The organism is Cupriavidus sp. UBA2010, from assembly GCF_002335265.1.
Classification (GTDB): domain Bacteria; phylum Pseudomonadota; class Gammaproteobacteria; order Burkholderiales; family Burkholderiaceae; genus Cupriavidus; species Cupriavidus metallidurans.
Map to the genome: position 1 here is coordinate 1 of NZ_DDCI01000028.1, position 3,229 is coordinate 3,229.

The following is a 3,229-nucleotide window of genomic DNA, read 5'->3' on the forward strand; positions in this document are numbered from 1 at the left end:
TCACCTTCACCGAAATCCGCACCTCGATGATTGGATGTCCGGTTTTCTCGTAATGCGCACGGGCGTGCCTGAGGGGAGAGTTGTCGCAGCAGCCAACGTGACCGCACGACCGGCACAGCCGAAGATGCACCCACGTGCTGCCCACATTCAGACACTCTTCGCAACCCCGGGCACTTGGTACAACGTCACGGATCGTATCCGTATGGTCACAAGTTTTCACGCCGCCTCCTTGGCCTGCTTGCTGAGGTAATCGTGGATCTGTGAAATGGCGGCAGCCCCATCGCCGACTGCGGCAGCCACTCGCTTGGTCGAGCCCGCTCGGACGTCACCGATGGCAAAGACTCCGGGCATGCTGGTCTCGAGCGAAGACGTCGATCCACCAGTCAAGATGAAGCCCTTGTCGTCCATCGCTAATGAACCGTTGAGCCAGCAGGTATGCGGTGTCGCGCCGATGAACAGGAAGAGATGGCAGATTTCGTATTGCCTCAACGCCGCGCTGGCGCGATCGCGCACTGTGGCGCTGGCAAGCGTCTCGCCATGGGGTGCGAGCCCGATCAGATCCGTGCCGACATGAATGTCAACGTTGGACAGCGCAGAGATACGATCGATGAGGTAGCGCGACATCGTCTCCGACAGGTCTCGCCGCACGAATACGTGAAGCCGCTTCACGTGCGGAGCAAGAAACACGATCGCCTGACCCGCCGAGTTGCCGCCGCCGACAAGGGCGATTTCCTTGCCTGCACACAAGCGCGCTTCGATCGGGGATGCCCAATAGGAGACCCCGGCGCCTTCGAAATGCCTGAGGCCGGTGATGTCTGGTTGCCGGTAGGCAGCACCTGAAGCGATCACGACAGTGCGCGCTGCCACTGTCGAGTCATCGGAGAGCCCCAGCGTCAGCCGATCCCCATCGCGATCCAGCCGCCCCACACTCACGGGGATGGCCACCTCGGCCCCGAACTTCAGGGCCTGCGTGAATGCGCGGCCTGCGAGCGCCTGTCCCGATATTCCGGTAGGAAAACCAAGATAGTTTTCGATTCGCGCCGACGCTCCGGCCTGCCCGCCCATGGTGCGCTCGTCAAGAACGATCACCGAGAGGCCCTCCGAAGCGCCATAGACCGCAGCAGCCAACCCGGCCGGCCCCGCACCCACGACGGCAACGTCGTAGATTTTCCGCTGCTCGATCTTGGGGAGGATGCCGAGACAGGCCGCCAGTTCACGCTCGTCCGGCCGCTTCAATACGGCGCCACCGGGGCAGACCACCAGCGGCATGTCGGTAGGAAGAAGCGCCATCCGCTCGACGAAGCTACGCCCATCGCCATCGATCCGAGGATCCATGATGTGATTGGGGTAGCCGCCACGGGTCAGGAATCCCTGCAGGCGCAGAAGGTGCGAATCATCTGACGCACCAATCAAAATCGTACCCGAGCCACCATGCTCGATCAGGCTGACGCGCCGCAGGATCAATGCGCGCATGACGATTTCGCCAACCTCCGCCGATCCGATCATCAGCGCGCGCAAGTGCGGTGGATCGAATGGCAGCAGCGTGGCGCCGTCCGGACCCGCCTGCGCCAGCGCAAGCGACGCACGGCCATCGATCTGACTGACCTCTCCAGTAAACTGCCCCGCGCGATGGGTAGTGATGGGCGCGCTCTCGTCCAGACCATTGCGGCGCAGAACATCAATGGAACCATCCAGCACGAGCCAAACCGGTACGTTCCTGTCCCCCGTGGCAAAGACAGTTTCACCCGATGCGAACACGCGCGGCGGACCGCTTGCGAATCGGCTAGCCGCCTCAACCTGAATCGGCGTCAGAACGGGAAACATCTGATGTCTGCGCGACCCGACTCCGCCTGTATTCTGCTGGATCATATGAGCGCTCTCCTCTTCCGCCCAGCGTCCGGCGGGTTCGTTGCCAGCCAGTGTGGGAATGCTTGAAAGCGGCCGACCTGAAACGCGCCGGCATTAAGCCAGGCGCGTGTCGATCGGCAACCCGGACCGCAGCGTCTTCGTGACGGGCGTACGCTCGGCAATTTCCGCCATGCGCAGTCTCTGGCTCTCTTCCAAGCCCTTCATGACAAGCGTCCGCTCGATACGGAGCGCGTCCGATCCGACAAGCCGCATGGAGACCTCCAGCGACTCCAAATGCCAGCCCTTGCGCTCGGCATACATCCTGAGCGTGATGGCAGTACACGCTCCCAAGCTTGCCAGCAATAGGTCATAGGGTGCCGGGCCAACCCCCTGCCCGCCGAGCGCACGGGGCTCATCGGCCGTGATGGCGTGGCCCGATACCATGATGCTCGTGCGATAGCGCGACGTCGATCCAATCTGTGCGGTGCCAAATGTCATGGTTCCTGTCTCCACTTCACCATGGGGATGCGGGATGAACTAACTTTGGCTGAGTATTCGTGCAAACCGGCCGATAGATCAATCAACCTTTCGTATTGCTAGACTGGCGCTGCCGCAGTTGGCGCTACTTAATCATTGGGGCGATGGAGACAGCGCGCCGCAATGCAGCAAATGTCCATGCACGTCTTGACGGGGGAACTGGAGAAGGCCGAGGAAGCCCAATCCAGAAAGTTGGCAAGGTCAAACAGTTACGGATGCGCTCACTGTATCGTTCCGCCCACGACCGCAAGGAGATCGCGCTCCGTCCGCTCGCATATGACCTCTAAAATGCTAGCGAGCATGGGCGCATCCGACCAATGTTGCCGGTTCCCGAACAGGAACGGCGGTTCGAGGCAGTGCAGGGTCATCAGGCGTCGCCATCGACAGCTTTCAGAGAAATAGCGACTTGTCGCGGCACATACAATCGCCGACGCTGCCACGCTCACGAAGGGTCCTACGGTGTGCGTCTCGCTTCCCTGGCCAGCGCCGATCGCGCGTAGCGCAGCCTCGCGCGTGACGGCCCATTGCTGGGCCGCTGCCTTGCTGGGAACGTCCGGTCATATCGCTGGCCCTTGACATAGACCTGCGCTCGCCAGCCGTTCGCAATCTTTTGGATGGATGCCATAGCAACACCACGGAGAGTTCGCGCGGAAATTTCGGGGAGCGCGGGGTGATTCCACAGTGCCGTGGAGTGATGTGTGGCAGGTGATGCGACAACGCGCCAAGTTCCCGCCAGGCCTTGCTGGACTTAGGATTGCGGCGTTAGTGGCGTGACTTGGCGGGGAGTTTGAAAGTTACTGACGAGTAACTTTTGAAGTAACTTGGTGCGAGGGAGGGGACTCGA

General features: G+C 61.4%; 3 protein-coding genes. All 3 read right to left on the reverse strand.

The window, feature by feature from the left end:
* Positions 1-220: UBP-type zinc finger domain-containing protein (locus tag B2246_RS21610; RefSeq protein ID WP_286962858.1), on the reverse strand; the 220-nt coding region annotated here is incomplete at its 3' end.
* On the reverse strand, positions 217-1,869 hold the full coding sequence (locus B2246_RS21615) for an FAD-dependent oxidoreductase (RefSeq protein WP_035882599.1): 1,653 nt from the start codon (positions 1,867-1,869) through the stop codon (positions 217-219). The genes B2246_RS21610 and B2246_RS21615, both read right to left, overlap by 4 nt.
* 93 nt (positions 1,870-1,962) lie before the next feature.
* On the reverse strand, positions 1,963-2,346 hold the full coding sequence (locus B2246_RS21620) for an OsmC family protein (RefSeq protein ID WP_024570474.1): 384 nt from the start codon (positions 2,344-2,346) through the stop codon (positions 1,963-1,965).
* Between the last annotated feature and the right edge of the window lie 883 nt (positions 2,347-3,229).

Coding starts and splice junctions, on each gene's coding strand:
- B2246_RS21615 (WP_035882599.1), bottom strand. CDS start 1,869: ATGATCCAGCAGAATACAGGCGGAGTCGGGTCGCGCAGACATCAGATG.
- B2246_RS21620 (WP_024570474.1), bottom strand. CDS start 2,346: ATGACATTTGGCACCGCACAGATTGGATCGACGTCGCGCTATCGCACG.